This window comes from Blastomonas sp. AAP53, from assembly GCF_000331245.1.
In the GTDB taxonomy this organism is placed as follows: Bacteria; Pseudomonadota; Alphaproteobacteria; order Sphingomonadales; family Sphingomonadaceae; genus Blastomonas.
In genome coordinates, this window is record NZ_ANFZ01000013.1 from 58509 (window position 1) to 72738 (window position 14230).

Annotated in this window: 11 protein-coding genes; 4 read left to right on the forward strand and 7 right to left on the reverse strand. The window is 64.2% G+C overall.

The window, feature by feature from the left end:
* Positions 1 to 346 precede the first annotated feature (346 nt).
* The 3 genes from D618_RS0112685 to D618_RS19080 form a co-directional block, all read right to left on the reverse strand.
* Positions 347 to 2398, reverse strand: coding sequence for a GMC family oxidoreductase N-terminal domain-containing protein (locus D618_RS0112685; protein WP_017671900.1), 2052 nt, complete (start codon positions 2396 to 2398; stop codon positions 347 to 349).
* Positions 2399 to 2489: 91 nt separating this feature from the next.
* The gene (locus D618_RS0112690) at positions 2490 to 3218 is read right to left on the reverse strand and encodes a metallophosphoesterase (protein WP_017671901.1); all 729 of its coding nucleotides are present in this window, start codon (positions 3216 to 3218) and stop codon (positions 2490 to 2492) included.
* The gene (locus tag D618_RS19080) at positions 3215 to 4066 is read right to left on the reverse strand and encodes a diacylglycerol kinase family protein (protein ID WP_017671902.1); all 852 of its coding nucleotides are present in this window, start codon (positions 4064 to 4066) and stop codon (positions 3215 to 3217) included. Before D618_RS19080 ends, D618_RS0112690 begins: the two co-directional genes overlap by 4 nt.
* A gap of 117 nt (positions 4067 to 4183) precedes the next feature.
* Here D618_RS19080 and lepA point away from each other — a divergent pair, with 117 nt between their 5' ends.
* Positions 4184 to 5989, forward strand: a complete 1806-nt coding sequence (gene lepA, locus D618_RS0112700) for a translation elongation factor 4 (protein WP_026091642.1) — start codon at positions 4184 to 4186, stop codon at positions 5987 to 5989.
* Here the strand turns inward: lepA and D618_RS0112705 are convergent, their stop codons facing one another.
* Together D618_RS0112705 and D618_RS0112710 are read right to left on the reverse strand one after the other, a co-directional pair.
* On the reverse strand, positions 5990 to 7354 hold the full coding sequence (locus tag D618_RS0112705; protein WP_017671904.1) for an ammonium transporter: 1365 nt from the start codon (positions 7352 to 7354) through the stop codon (positions 5990 to 5992).
* Between the two features lie 182 nt (positions 7355 to 7536).
* On the reverse strand, positions 7537 to 8565 hold the full coding sequence (locus tag D618_RS0112710) for a D-glycerate dehydrogenase (RefSeq protein WP_017671905.1): 1029 nt from the start codon (positions 8563 to 8565) through the stop codon (positions 7537 to 7539).
* A 134-nt stretch (positions 8566 to 8699) separates the two neighbouring features.
* Between D618_RS0112710 and D618_RS0112715 the strand changes: the two genes are divergently transcribed.
* On the forward strand, positions 8700 to 9188 hold the full coding sequence (locus D618_RS0112715; protein ID WP_017671906.1) for an SH3 domain-containing protein: 489 nt from the start codon (positions 8700 to 8702) through the stop codon (positions 9186 to 9188).
* Positions 9189 to 9267: 79 nt separating this feature from the next.
* Here D618_RS0112715 and D618_RS0112720 read toward each other — a convergent pair whose 3' ends face one another.
* Together D618_RS0112720 and D618_RS0112725 are read right to left on the reverse strand one after the other, a co-directional pair.
* Positions 9268 to 9807 (reverse strand): RcnB family protein, encoded by a 540-nt coding sequence (locus D618_RS0112720; protein ID WP_017671907.1) that lies wholly within the window; start codon positions 9805 to 9807, stop codon positions 9268 to 9270.
* A 293-nt stretch (positions 9808 to 10100) separates the two neighbouring features.
* Positions 10101 to 11486: a M20/M25/M40 family metallo-hydrolase gene (locus D618_RS0112725; RefSeq protein ID WP_017671908.1), complete on the reverse strand. Its 1386-nt coding sequence runs from the start codon at positions 11484 to 11486 to the stop codon at positions 10101 to 10103.
* Positions 11487 to 11619: 133 nt separating this feature from the next.
* Between D618_RS0112725 and ettA the strand changes: the two genes are divergently transcribed.
* Both ettA and D618_RS19715 read left to right on the forward strand, forming a co-directional pair.
* The gene (gene ettA, locus D618_RS0112730) at positions 11620 to 13299 is read left to right on the forward strand and encodes an energy-dependent translational throttle protein EttA (RefSeq protein ID WP_017671909.1); all 1680 of its coding nucleotides are present in this window, start codon (positions 11620 to 11622) and stop codon (positions 13297 to 13299) included.
* A 292-nt stretch (positions 13300 to 13591) separates the two neighbouring features.
* Positions 13592 to 14122 carry a hypothetical protein gene (locus D618_RS19715; RefSeq protein WP_152414713.1) on the forward strand — a complete coding sequence of 177 codons (531 nt, stop codon included), beginning with the start codon at positions 13592 to 13594 and terminating at the stop codon, positions 14120 to 14122.
* Positions 14123 to 14230: the final 108 nt, after the last annotated feature.

The following is a 14230-nucleotide window of genomic DNA, read 5'->3' on the forward strand; positions in this document are numbered from 1 at the left end:
CTTGCCGATGCAACCCTGTCGCGCTGTCCATTTTTCGATTGGCGCGATGTCTGCCGCCGTCGGAGAAGTCTTGCTGCACGCAGCAACGAGCAAGGCAATGGCGATTATGGCAGGCCTATGGTGTCGCATAGATAGGCCATCGTAGCGCCCAAAGAGATGTCTGCAATGGGGTCGGGAAAAGAATTTCCGCTTTTGGCCTCGTTGAAGCGATAGCTGCCGTTTCGCTGGCCTAGAGCCCGGCAGACGCTCGCAAGTCCAGTCGTTCCAGGATGCTCGCTCACGAATGATTGATAAGCCGGGATATTGGCAGGCTGGGCGAACTCTGATCCTTTCTGACAGCCTCGCACTATCCGAATACGCGCCGTCCATGCGTCACGCGGTCGGACATCGCCATCGTCGTCAGCTGCGCATTCACGCGGATGCAGCTGGGCATCACGCTCGCGTCGGTGACCAGCACATTGGCGGTGCCGTGGACGCGCTGGTCGAGATCGACCACGCCCTTGGCCGGATCGGCATTGATCGCGTTGCCGCCGTGCGGGTGGCTTGACGAGAGCACGACATCGTCGGGTTCGGAGATGCTGTCCCAGTAGAACTGGTCGATCTCCTCGTCGCTGATCCCCCTGTGCAGCGTCTGGCCGTGGAGCAGCGCCGGGTAGACCTCTTGCGCGCCACCACGGAAATGTACCTTGGTCAGCGTCGAGAGCGCGCGGCGCAGCACGGCCAGATCGGTCGGCTGCAGCACGAAGTCGAGCCTGCCCTTCCTGATCGTGCCCAGCCGGTCGGCGGGGAACAGGACGCCTGCCGAGGCCAGCAGGTTGTAGTGCCGCATCCGCCGGAAATGCTCGTCGAACCAGCCCGGGACGAGCGAGGCCATGCTCATCGGCGGCTGGAAATGGCTCTCGATCAGGAAATCGCCGCGATCGATGAAGGTCGCCATCTGGTCCTCGTCCCAGGCGTTGACCGCATCGGGCATCAACGCAGGCACCGGGCAGGCGATGTTGAGCGATATGCCCTTGCCGGTGCCCTTAATGCCGCTGGCTGAGAGGATGTTGCTCGATGCGATCGTGCCAGCAGCGACGATCACGCCCTTGGTGACGCGGATCGTCTTGGCGCGGCCATCGGGCAGCATCACCTGCACCGATGTGGCGCGCCTGCGGCCCTGGTCGTCGCGCCCGTCCCAGCCGATATGCGCGACCTCGGCATGCGCCAGGATGCGCGCCTTGCGCGGGGCGCTCAGCGTCGCGTGGCGCAGGAAGCTCTCGGGCATTGCGCGCTTGCGGCCATAGGGGCAGCCGGTGTTGCAATATCCGCAGGAAACACAGGCGTTTGCCTCGGTCTTCTGTCCCCAGTTCTTGCGGAACCAGCCCGAGACCGCGCGCGCATCGAGCGGGTCGGCGGAGCCTGCGCGATACGCATCCCAGCCGGTCAGCAGCCGCGTGCCGTTGTTGCGCCCCAGCCGCCGGTCGATCTCGTGCACGCCCAGCCGGCATTCGACGCGGGCATAGCTCGCCTCGAGCGCGGCCTCATCGATCGGCGCGCCCTGCGCCGCCCAACCCTGCAGCACATTATTGGCATCGGGGTGCGTCTCGCCTGCGCGTGCCAGCCGCAGGCAGATGCCGTTGTTGACCACGGTCGAGCCGCCGACGGTGCGCCCCTGGAAGACGATGATGTCGCGGTTGCGCGTCGTCTGGATCGCGCCGTCCTTGAACAGGCTCGACGACATATGCGCCTCGTTGGGCGTCATCCGCGCGCTGGGCATATACGGCCCGGCTTCGATCACCAGCACCTCATAGCCCTGGTCGGCGAGGTTCGATGCCGCAACCGCGCCGCCCGCGCCCGATCCGATCACCACCACCTCGACGCTGTCGGGGATCGCGTCCTCGCCGACGAACACGGTATAGGGCAGGTCGTTGCCGACATGCTCGGTGATCAGCGGGTCGTCGGGCGTGCCCGCGCGCTCCCGGTGGCGGGGCAAAGTGAATCCCATCGACTGGAACACCGGATTGGCCCGGTTGGCATCTTCTGCCGCTGCATCGCTGGCGTTCTCGTCGTCCTGATCGATCCAGTGGCCGTAATAGCCGGCATATACGATGCCGCGGATGCGGGCCATGTCCTGGAAGATGTCGATCCGGCTCTTCGCCAGCCTTCGCTCGATCCGCCAGATGCGGAAATTGCGCGGCGCGAAGTGCCAGACCGGCCCGCCCAGCACCAGCCAGGTCGCGATCACCGACAGAGCAGTGTTGCGCGGCGTGTCCCCCTCGATATTCGCGAACAGCCGCTGGAGATTATCGACCACCTGTGCCGGCGAAATCGCCATCTGTGCAGGCTCGACGAACAAGGTCTCGGCCAACCGCTTCCAGATCGCGGCCTCAAACGGATTGAACGGCTTCCTCATCATGTCGCGAATCCCCCCTGACCCTGGAGGATAGGCTAGCATCGCGATCCGGAATTGTAAGATTTCGCCGGATTAAAGCGCGTTAATCCCGCAGTCAGTCCATCGCGCACACGCGGGCGTCGAGCTTTCCGCCCGCGATCTCGAGCCGGTTGAACGAGGGGCGTGTCGCGCGCACCCGTTCTGACAGCGTGCCCGCGCCGATCAGGCGGATGGGGCCGCCGGCGGTCGTCACGTCGAGGTCGAACGGATCGTGGACATGGCCCGACAGCACAGCATCGGCGCCTGCCGCCGCGAGCGCTTCCAGCGCAGCGCGGCCGCCGGTGGTGCGGCCGCTCGATTGCGTTTCGGCTTCGATCAGCGGGTGGTGGGCCAGCACGATGCTGACGCTGTCGGCCGGTCGGCTCGCCAGCGAATGAAGCGCTTCACGCAGCGCGCGCTGGTTGACCTTGCCCTTCGACCAGTTGAGCCGCCATTGCGCCCGCGCGGTCGTGGGCAGCGACACCAGATGCACGCCGTCTATGGTCACGCCGTCATGGAACTGGTCCTGCAGCCGCATCACCCGGCCATAGGGCCGCCAGATGCGCCGCACCGGGTTGAAATAGGGCAAGTCGTGGTTGCCCGGCTCGATCAGCACCGGGCGACCCAGCGCGGCCAGCCAGGCCTGCGCGGCGGCGAATTCGGCAGACCGGGCGCGCATGGTCAGATCGCCGGTGATGATTACCGCATCGGGCCGGGCGCTATCGACCTGCTGCTGGAACCAGGCCAAAGCCGCGCCGTCCTCCGCACCGAAATGCAGGTCGCTCGCGTGAAACAGCACGGTCATGGGGCAGGCGGGGGGCTGTCTTTGGTGGGACGGGTTTCGATGAAGCGATGCGGGGCGCGAGCCAGCCGCAGCGTATCGCCAGGGCGGCATTCGGCGGGCTCGCCATCGATCAACAGGCCGATGGTGTCGGCCTCGCTGGTCAGCGTCGCCGTGACGGCGCTGCCCAGATCGACGCGCGGGCCTTCGCGGAAATCGCCGTTCAGCCAGGCGCTGGCATGCGCCATGACCTCACCAATGCTCGATGCGGTAAAACCACACAGCGCCATGGCATTGTCGCGTGGTGCGGCGAAGATCGCGGGGAAGCGGTCCTCGCTCCCTTCGACGCCCACCTCCGGCCCGCCCAGGCTGTCGGATATTGCGGCGGGAATCGCGTTGAACACCAGGTCGGCGAGTTCGCTGTGGCGCGCGTTCTCGCGGACCTGTGCCCAGCTGGTCGTCGGCCCCGCGATCACGCCGACATAGGCGATACTGTCGCCGATCTCGACCGTGTTCAACTGACGCGTCCGGCGGTTGCGGCCCGCCTCCGCAATGATGACGTTGCAGCTCTGTTCGCCATGCAGTGCGCGGGCGAGCAGGTTCATCGTGCCACCGGGCAGGATCAGCACGTCTCCGCCCCATCCCGCCGCCGCCTTGAGCGCGCTGTTGGTGGTGCCGTCGCCGGCGTAGATCGTGAGCGTATCGACACCCGCAGCGTCGAGCTCAGCCGGCGTCGGCAGATCCTCATCCGGGCAGCGGACGATACGGTCCACCGGCTGATCGCTCTGCGCAAACCGGTTTACAAGATCGGCGATGACGTCAGCATCGTAGCTGCCGCTTGCCTCGTTCACGATAAGCCATGTGGTTGTCATGCGCGCTCAACGCGGCTGGGGGCGATTGGTGCCGTTGCGCCGGGTAATTTTATGCCCCGCCATGCCGATGCGCATTCCCTGCTGACAGTCGAGCGCACCCCTGCTAATCGCGCGAGCATGACCGAACTCAAGCACATCCGCAATTTCTCCATCATCGCGCATATCGACCATGGCAAATCGACCCTGGCAGACCGGCTGATCCAGCAAACCGGGGGCCTCACCGAGCGCGAAATGTCGGCGCAGGTGCTCGACAACATGGACATCGAGAAAGAGCGCGGGATCACCATCAAGGCGCAGACCGTTCGGCTGAACTATACCGCCAAGGACGGCCAGCTGTACGAGCTGAACCTGATGGACACGCCGGGCCATGTCGACTTCGCGTACGAAGTCTCGCGCTCGCTCGCCGCGTGCGAAGGCGCGCTGCTGGTGGTCGATGCCGCGCAGGGCGTCGAAGCACAGACTTTGGCCAATGTGTACCAGTCGATCGAGCACGATCACGAGATCCTGCCGGTCATCAACAAGATCGATCTGCCCGCCGCCGAACCTGAAAAGGTGAAGAAGGAGATCGAGGACATCATCGGCCTTGACGCCTCCGAAGCCGTGCTGGCCAGCGCCAAGTCAGGGATAGGCATCGAGGAAATTCTCGAGCAGATCGTCAAGAAGATTCCCCCGCCCAAGGGCGACCGCGATGCGCCGCTCGAGGCGATGCTGGTCGACAGCTGGTACGACCCGTATCTGGGCGTCGTCATTCTGGTCCGCGTCGTCAACGGCGTGATGAAAAAGGGCCAGAACATCAAGTTCATGGCCGGCGGCACCGAGCATCTGGTCGATCGCGTCGGCTGCATGCGGCCCAAGATCGAGAACCTGCCCGAACTGGCAGCGGGCGAGATCGGCTTCATCACCGCGCAGATCAAGGACATCAGCCAGACGCGCGTCGGCGACACCATCACCACGGTGAAGAACCCCGCAGCCAATCCGTTGCCGGGCTTCAAGGAAGTGCAGCCGGTGGTATTCTGCGGATTGTTCCCGGTCGATGCCAATGACTTCGACAAGCTGCGTGACAGCATTTCCAAGCTGCGGCTCAACGATGCCTCGTTCAGCTTCGAGATGGAATCGAGCGCCGCGCTCGGCTTCGGCTTCCGCTGCGGTTTTCTCGGCCTGCTGCATCTGGAGATCATCCAGGAGCGGCTGACGCGCGAATACGACCTCGACCTCATCACCACCGCGCCGTCGGTGGTCTACAAGATCCAGCTGACGTACGGTGGCGGCGAGATCGAGCTGCACAATCCGGCGGACATGCCCGACCCGACCAAGATCGACGAGATCATGGAGCCGTGGATTGAGGCGGTCATTTACTGCCCCGACGAGTATCTCGGCAGCATCCTCAAGCTGTGCCAGGACCGGCGCGGCATCCAGAAGAACCTGACCTATGTCGGTGGCCGCGCGCAGGTGACGTACGAGCTGCCGCTCAACGAAGTGGTGTTCGATTTCTATGACCGTCTGAAGTCGATCTCGCGCGGCTATGCGTCGTTCGATTACCATCAGATCGGCTATCGCGAGGGCGACCTCGTCAAGATGTCGATCATGGTCAATGCCGAGCCCGTCGATGCTTTGAGCATGATCGTCCACCGCGGCACCGCCGAATCGCGCGGCCGCGGCATGTGCGAGCGGCTGAAGGACCTGATCCCGCGCCACCTGTTCAAGATCCCGATCCAGGCGGCGATCGGCGGCAAGGTGATCGCGCGCGAGACGATCGCCGCGATGCGCAAGGACGTCACCGCCAAATGCTATGGCGGCGACATCAGCCGCAAGAAGAAGCTGCTCGACAAGCAGAAGGAAGGCAAGAAGCGGATGCGCGAGTACGGCTCGGTCAGCATCCCGCAGGAAGCCTTCATCGCCGCGCTCCGCATGGGCGAGGAGTGATCAGCCGCTCACCTGCTGCTCTGCGGCAGGTGGTGCAGGATCGCTGACGGTCTCGGCGACGGGGGCAGGGACGTAGGCGATGGGCGCAGGCTCATCGCCCGCCTCTTCCGCCGGAGAAATCCGCATCGGGATAGCGGTGGCGATGCCGTAGCTGATGATCAGCGTGCCCAGGATCGACCACATCGCGACAGCAGCAAGGCCGATCAGCTGCGCGAGCAGCTGGCCGCCGATGCCGCCTTCGCCAGTATAGCCGACGCCACCGAAGCTGGCGCTCATGAATATCGCGACCAGCAGTGCGCCGACCAGGCCGCCGACGCCGTGCAATGCGAAGGCGTGGTTGCTGTCATCGATCGCCAATGTCTCGGTGACGAAACGTAGCGCAAAATAGCACGCCGGGGCGGCGATCAGCCCGATGATGATGGCTGCGCCCGGTGATACCAGTCCGGAGGCGGGCGCAATCGCGGCAAGGCCTGCGACAAGGCCCGAGACCAGCCCCATCGCGGTGACGGCGCCGGTGCGCAGCTTCTCGATCAATGTCCACACCAGCGCGCTGACGCAGGCCGCGACATGCGCATTGATGATCGCGCTGCTGGCGTCATCGGTCGCGGCCAGTGTCCAGCCGCCCGCCAGCGCGAAATTGCCGACAAACAGCAAGGCACCGCCTGCCAGGACCATCAGCGGATTGTGCGTGGCAGTGGCATTGCCCGGCCAGCCCGTGCGGCGTCCGATAACCAAAGCTGCGACCAGAGCGGAAAGCCCGGCGCAGAAATGCAGCGCGATGCCGCCGGAAAAATCGAGCACGCCAAAGCCATACAGCCAGCCGCCGCCCCAGATCCAGTGCGCAACCGGCGCATAGACGATCAGGCTCCACAGCCCGCCAAAGGCCAGCGCCCAGCCAAAGCGGCCGCGCCCGGCCCATGCGCCTGCCACCAGCACGGCGGCGAACATGGCCGCTGCAATCTGAAAGAACACGAACGCGCTTTCCGGAACCGCGGTGCCGAAGCGGACATCGCCGAGCACGATCAGCATCCAGGCATTGCCGCCGCCGATCACGCCGCCGCTGGGATCGCCGAATGCCAGCGTGTAGCCGACTATGACCCAAAGCAGCGAGACCAGAGCGGCGATCGCGGTGCCCTGCAGGAACACGCCCTGTGCCGCGCGCGCAGTACCGCGCCCTGCCTGCATCAGCAGCACGCCGGGCAGCGCGAACAGCATCACCAGCGCGGCGCAGATCAGCAGGAAAGCGGTGTCGCCGGCGTTGGAAACATCGAGCGTCGCCGGGTCGACGATCGCGGGTGCAGCCCAGGCGGGCGTGGCCAGCCCCGCCGCTGCGAGAGTGAAAATGCGCGCCAGCCTTGCGATCATGCCTTCGACTTTCCCAACTGTTTTGCCCCGCGCAAAGGCGTCGGCAATTTTGCTGCTTTGTGCAACAGTTTGGCAAATAATCGATTAACGCGCGCAGTATTCCGCCGCGCGCTGTTCTTTGTCACACCGAAGAAGGCCAGCCGAAAACACCGCACGTTGCAGGCCGTGCGGACCGAATGTCGTTACATCCAGCCTTCGAGCACCTGATCGGGCGGCCTGTGACCATCGAACCAGAAGCGGATATTGGCGATGACCTTTTCGCCCGCAACCTCGCGCCCTTCGAAGGTGGCGCTGCCGACGTGCGGCAGCAGCACGACGTTCTTGAGCGCCAGCAGGCGTGCGTCGACATGCGGCTCGCGGGTGTAGACATCGAGCCCCGCCCCGGCGATGCGGCCGGCCTCGAGCGCGTCGATCAGCGCGCCTTCATCGACCAGCTCGCCGCGCGCGCTGTTGATCAGGTACGCCGATGGCTTCATCAGGCCGATGCGGCGCGTGTCGATCAGTCCGCGCGTTTCAGGGCTGCGCGGGCAATGCAGGGTGATGATGTCCGACCCTGCAACCAGCGCGTCAAGATCGGGCTCGTAGCTCGCGCCCAGCATCTGCTCGAGGCTCTCGGGCAGGCGGCGGCGGTTGTGATAGCGCACGTCGAGGCCAAAGCCGCGCGCGCGGTGCGCGACCGCCTGGCCGATGCGGCCCATGCCGATGATGCCGAGCTGCTTGCCGCCGATGCGGTGGCCGAGCATGCCCGACGGGCTCCAGCCTTCCCACTGGCCTGAGCGGACCAGCTTTTCGCCCTCGGCCAGACGGCGCGGGACCGACAGGATCAGCGCCATCGTCATGTCGGCGGTATCGTCGGTGAAGACGCCCGGCGTGTTGGTGATGATGATGCCCTTGGCGCGCGCTGCCTTCAGATCGATATGATCGACCCCGGCGCCGAAATTGGCGAGCAGCTTGAGCCTGTCGCCTGCGCCGGCGATCAGGTCGGCATCGAGCGTATCGGTAACGGTGGGGACCAGCACATCGCAATCGGCAAGCGCTGCGGCGAGTTCATCGCGGGTGAAGGCGTGGTCGTCGGCGTTCAGCACCACGTCGAACAGCTCGGCCATCCGCGCCTCGACCGAAGGCGCCAGCTTGCGCGTGACGATGACGCGAGGACGGGTGCCAGGGGCATGGTGGGGGGCGAGGGGCTGCGGAGGGGTGTTGGCAGGCATGGCTTTGCTATGCCGCAACCGGCTCAAAGGTCAAGCAGCGGCACTTGCTAGCAGCCCGTTTTTTGCCGTAAGCGTTGAGGCAATGCCAAGTGTCGGTCGATGGTTCGTCGGCGGACCGGCTTGGGGACAGGGATATGCGGACATCTTCGATCAAGCGACTCGTGCTGGCTGCCATGGGTGCTGGCGCACTGCTGGGTGCGGCCAGCCTTGCGCAGGCGCAGGCCGAGGTGGAAGTGCCGTATTGGGCCTCGGTCCAGCGTGACGAGGCGTTCGCCCGTGCAGGGCCAATGGCGACCTATCAGATCGAATGGGTGTTCCGGCGCAGGAACCTGCCGGTCAAGGTGATCAAGCGCTATGGCCCTTGGCGGCAGATCGTCGATCCTTCGGGCTGGACCGGATGGATGCACTCGAACATGCTGAGCCGCAAGCGCACCGCTTTCGTCAACGGGCCGGTGCTGGCGATCCGTTCGGCGCCGCAGGACAGCGCCAAGCTGATGTGGCGCGCCGAACCCGGCGTGGTCGGCGAACTGGGCGAGTGCGAGCAGGGCTGGTGCGAGTTCGCGGTCGACAAGCGTGCCGGCTGGGTGCGTCAGGACCAGATCTGGGGCGCCGGCGAGCCCTGATCCAGGGGCGTCATCGCCGCACGAGAACCCGCCCACCGCTGGGCCAGCGATGGGCGGGGTTTCTACCGGCGAAAGGACATTACCAGTAGAAATTCGGGATCACGCGGATGACCGTGCCGTTGCGCGGGTTGACCAGCAGCATGTCGTTATAGTGACGCACCCACACCTGCCGCGCGCCGGGATTGGGCAGGCGATAGTTGCGATAGTTGTTCACGACATAGCGCTGGCCGTAGAAGTTCGGGGCAATGCGCACGCCGGGGCGGAACTGCTGGTAGCGGAAGTTCGCGCGGAAGGCCGGGCCACGGAACGCCTGACGGTTGGTGCCGCGATACTGGCGATAGTCGCGCAGATCCTCGCGGTACTCCCGGCGGGCTTCCTGGACATCGCGGCGCTGCTCGCGCACATCGCGCTGCTGTTCGCGGACATCGCGGCGGTCACCATAGCGGCGGGCATCCTGCAACTGCTGCCGCTCGCGCTGCAACTGGCGCTGCTCCTGGCGCACGTCGCGCTCGGAACGATTCACCTCGCCGCGCGACTGGGCGAAAGCGGGGACGGCGGCGACAGGCAGCGTCGTCGCCAGCATCAGGGTGCCGATCAGGGCCTTGGAAAACATCTTCATAGTCGTAACTCCTGTCATGGCCTGAACGATGGGGGAACCGCTCTGGACATGTTCAGGAATACGCCCTGTTATCTGAATGGGTTGCGAATGCAGCGCTCATCCTGATGAAATGTTGTCGCAAGGTGTAACGGCGGGTGGAGGGGATGCTTCAAATCAACCACTTGACCCAATCCCGCTCAGCCTGAGCCTGTCGAAGGCCCCGCTATATGGCGGGCGTGGGCGCGGGGCTTTAGACAAGTTCAGGCTGAGCGGATGGGGTGATGGGAGCGGGATGGCCTGCCGGCGCGTGCCCGTTACTTCCCCTTCGGCAGCAGATCCGCCGGGTCGTTGGCGACGATGCCCAGCACCGTGGCCCAGGCGGCGACATTCTGCTGCATCATCTTGGGGTCGATCTTGTCGAGCGTGTCGTCGGGCGTGTGGTGCAGGTCGAAATAATCGGTGCCGTCCTGCTGCAGGTCGATTGCATTGACGCCCAGCGTCACCGTCGGGCCGACATCGGGGCCGCCGCCTGCAGCGCCCGCGCCTCTGCCGATACCCATCGGCGCCAGCGCTTGGGTGATGCGCGTCTGCAGATCCTTGGCCGCCTCGGGCAGCTTGAATTCGACCTGCCAGATGCGGCCCGCGCCGAAGTCCGATTCCATCGCCAGCGCGTGGTTCGCCGCGCCATGTTTTTGCGCATAGGCGATGCCGCCGAACAGCCCGACTTCCTCGGCGCCGAACCACACGACGCGGATGGTGCGCTTCGGCTTGCCGGCGTCCATCACCAGTTTCGCGGCGGCTGCGGTGATCGCGACGCCTGCGCCATCGTCGATCGCGCCGGTGCCCAGATCCCAGCTGTCGAGATGCCCGCCGACCAGGATCATCCCCGCATCAGGGTCGCTGCCCGGAACCTCAGCGATGACGTTGCCCGACTGCGTGATGCCGATCTGGCGCGGGGTGAGCACCAGCTTCATCGTCACTGGCTTGGCCGCAGGCTGGGCGCGGCGGATCATGCGTTCCAGATTTTCCGCATCGGGGATCGAGAGCGCGGCGGCCGGGATCGGCGTCACGCCCTCGGGGAAGTTGGTGCCGCCGGTGTGCGGGTTGCGGTGATAATCGGTGCCGACCGAGCGGATGACGATGGCCGCAGCACCCTTTTTCGCGGCGATCGCGGGACCACGCCTGCGCACGTCACCGAACTGGCCATAGCTCGCCCCGGTCTGGGTGCGGGTCATCTTGTGGCTGACGAAGGCGATCTTGCCTTTCAGGCTGCCTTCAGGCGCGGCGTCGAGATCGGCCATGGTGCGGAAATAGGCGACCTCGGCCTCAAGGCCTTTCTCGCCGGTGCTGGCCGAATTGCCCAGAGCCGAGATGTGCATCGATCCGGCAAAAGGCGCGGTGACCTCGGCAGTTTCGATCCCGCGCACCCAGGTCTTCATGTCGAACGGTTCGATACGGACATTGGCAAAGCCCATCGCCTTCAGCCGCTCGACCGCCCACGCGCGCGCTGCCGCCTCGCGTTCGGTGCCGGCGAGGCGCGGGCCGATCTCGGTCGTCAGGTCCTCGACGATGCCATAGGCGGTGTCGTCGGCGAGCGCCTTCTGCTGGAGCGCGGCAGGATCGTGTGCTGCGGTCTGCTGGGCGGCGAGAGGGAAGGGCAGGGTGAGCGCGGCCAGTGCCGCCAGGATGCGCGTGTTCATGGCAGCAAGGCTTAACCAGCCGCACGCGCTTTGCCAATGCCATCCTGCCCGGCCAATGCCGTCTTGCCCGAAAGCGCCGCCCCGGCTAAGGCGCGTGGCAAATCCACCGCATCGCATAAAGGCGTTTCTCAGCATGGCTGCACAATATTCCTATGTCATGAAGGGTCTGACCAAGACCTTTCCCGGCGCCAACAAGCCGGTGCTCAATGGCATCCATCTGCAATTCTATTCGGATGCCAAGATCGGCATCGTCGGTCCCAACGGATCGGGCAAGTCGACGCTGATGAAAGTGATGGCGGGGCTCGACAAGGAATATACCGGCGAAGCCTGGCCGGGCGAGGGCGTGACCGTGGGCTATCTGGCGCAGGAGCCCGAGCTCGACCCGACCAAGACCGTCAAGCAGAACGTGATGGATGGCGTGCGCCCCGTCGCCGATCTGGTCGAACGCTTCGACGAGATCAGCAACATCATGGCCGATCCGCCGGAAGACGTCGATTTCGACGCGCTGATGGAAGAGATGGGCACGCTGCAGGAAAAGATCGACGCGGTCGACGGCTGGACGCTCGACAACCAGCTCGAAATCGCGATGGAGGCCCTGCGCTGCCCGCCGGGCGATGCCGATGTCACCAACCTGTCGGGCGGTGAAAAGCGCCGCGTCGCTCTGTGCCGCCTGCTGCTCGAAAAGCCGGGCATCCTGCTGCTCGACGAACCGACCAACCACTTGGATGCCGAAAGCGTCTCGTGGCTGGAAAAGCACCTCGTCGATTATCCCGGCAACGTCATCCTTGTTACCCATGACCGCTATTTCCTCGACAATGTGGTGAACTGGATCCTCGAGCTCGATCGCGGAAAATACTTCGTCTACGAAGGCAATTACTCGACCTATCTCGACAAGAAGGCGCAGCGGCTCCAGCAGGAATCGCGCGAGGACGAGGGCCGCCAGAAGGCGATCCAGGACGAATTGGCGTGGATCCGGCAGACCCCCAAGGCGCGGCAGACCAAGTCCAAGGCACGTATCCGTGCGTTCGACGAGCTGATCGAGGCGCAGGAAAACCGCAGCCCCGGCAAGGCGCAGATCGTCATCCAGACGCCCGCGCGCCTCGGCGGCAAGGTGATCGAGGCGCATGGCCTCACTAAGGCCTATGGCGACAAGCTATTGTTCGAAAACCTGTCGTTCATGCTGCCCCCGGGTGGCATCGTCGGTGTGATCGGCGCCAATGGCGCGGGCAAGTCGACGCTGTTCAAGCTGATCACCGGCAAGGAACAGCCCGACAGCGGCTCGATCGCGATCGGCGATACGGTCAAGCTCGGCTATGTCGACCAGAGCCGCGATGATCTCGACCCCAACCACAATGTGTGGGAGGAAATCTCCGACGGGCTCGATTTCTTCAAGCTGGGCAAACACGACGTGCCGACGCGCGCCTATGTCGGCGCGTTCAACTTCAAGGGCCAGGACCAGCAGAAGAAAGTCGGCCAGCTCTCGGGCGGTGAACGCAACCGCGTGCACATGGCCAAGATGCTCAAAGAGGGCGGCAACGTGCTGCTGCTCGACGAACCGACCAACGATCTCGACGTCGAAACGCTGCGCGCGCTCGAAGAGGCGCTGGAAAGCTTCGCCGGCTGCGCGGTGGTCATCAGCCATGACCGCTTCTTCCTCGACCGCCTGTGCACGCACATCCTGGCGTTCGAAGGCAACAGCCATGTCGAATGGTTCGAAGGCAATTTCGAAAGCTACGAAGAAGACAAGCGGCGTCGTCTGGGCGACGAGGCCGATCGCCCGACCCGGATGAGCTACAAGAAACTGACGCGCTGACTATTCTCCCCTCCCGCTGGCGGGAGGGGCAGGTCCGGCTCGCCGGACCTGGGTGGGCCGGGCTCGCATACGTTCGCGCAAGCCCACCCCGCCCTGCGGGCACCCCTCCCCCTCGATGGGGGGGAGGCTTGGGTGAGGGTGATCGCGCCGGGTAGCGCCGCCGATCGATCTACGGACTGGCAGCACCGCACCATGGTAGTGTCTGCTTTTGGGCAGGACTTCGACCTACGCGAATGACTGAGATTGGGTGGAAAGCTGCCAGTAAAAGCTCCTTTCTTCTTGTGCGTCGATAATGAGCATGGTTTTGGAGAATATGCGCTTCAACGTCACGCAACACGGATGCATGCTGGCTCTTGCCCTTCCATTTGCAATTTTATTGTTAATAGCTGGACCAGTGCATTGGTGGCCGCGCTATCAAAGCTGGTCTCAGCTTTCCAAAGATAAACTAATTCGATCCGCGAACTCGTATATCGCGCACCGCGCACCGGGCAACGGCGCCTGCCTCTTTGTAGTTGAATGTAAAAGTGGCCGAGCCCGTCTAAAATTAATCAAGTCAATGAAAGACTGGGACTTCGAGGCATCCAAGCAGATCGTTTGGGATCGTAAGTTTGACGATATCTGCCAAGGTCTTACTGCAAACTTCGCATTAGAGTTGGCAAGCGACAATCCGCAAAGTCAAAAGACCTTCGAGGGAAGCAGGCGCGCTGTTTGGTCGTTCTACAATGATCAGTTCGTTCCCACGAGAACCCGCTTTGGTTTTGCAGCCTTTAGCGAGGCTGAGACTGAGCCCTGCGTAAACTCATATTCGGTCACAACACCATGAAGATCAAAACCTAATCACGAATTTCTTGGGTGGAGCAATGTCCGCAATAGGGTCGTTTGCCGAACGGCAGGTTTTTTCCAGAGCAGTTCAAAAGCCGCCCCCCCCCCC